At 69.2% G+C, this 400-nt stretch carries 1 protein-coding gene; it reads right to left on the reverse strand.

From position 1 onward, the window contains the following. A partial coding sequence (locus tag U4Y88_RS37640; protein WP_321790144.1) for a biotin/lipoyl-binding protein occupies positions 1 to 400 on the reverse strand: 400 nt, incomplete at both ends.

Below are 400 nucleotides of genomic sequence, written 5' to 3' on the forward strand. Positions count from 1 at the left end.
CGCGGTCAGCGCCTGGTTCGCGGCGAGTTGCTGCTGCGCGGCTTCGAGCGCGGCTTCGGCGCTCTTTTCGGCGTCGCGTGCGTGCGAGATTTCTTCCTGCGAGACCGCGCCCGTCTGCGCGACCAGCATGCGGCGGCGCAGATCGTCCTGCGCACGCGACAGGTCGGCACGACGCACGGCGACCTGCGCTTCGTACTGGCTGTCGTCGGCGAAGAGGCCGCGCACCTGGCGCACGGTCTGGCCGAGATTCGCTTCGGCCTGCTGGAGCGCGATGCGCGAATCGGCCGGATCGAGCATGACGAGCGGATCGCCGCTCTTGACGGTCTGCGTGTCGTCGGCGTTGACCGAGACCACCGTGCCGGTGACCTGCGGCGTGATCTGCACGACGTTGCCGTTCACA

Source organism: Paraburkholderia sp. J94 (assembly GCF_905220285.1).
In the GTDB taxonomy this organism is placed as follows: domain Bacteria; phylum Pseudomonadota; class Gammaproteobacteria; order Burkholderiales; family Burkholderiaceae; genus Paraburkholderia; species Paraburkholderia tropica_A.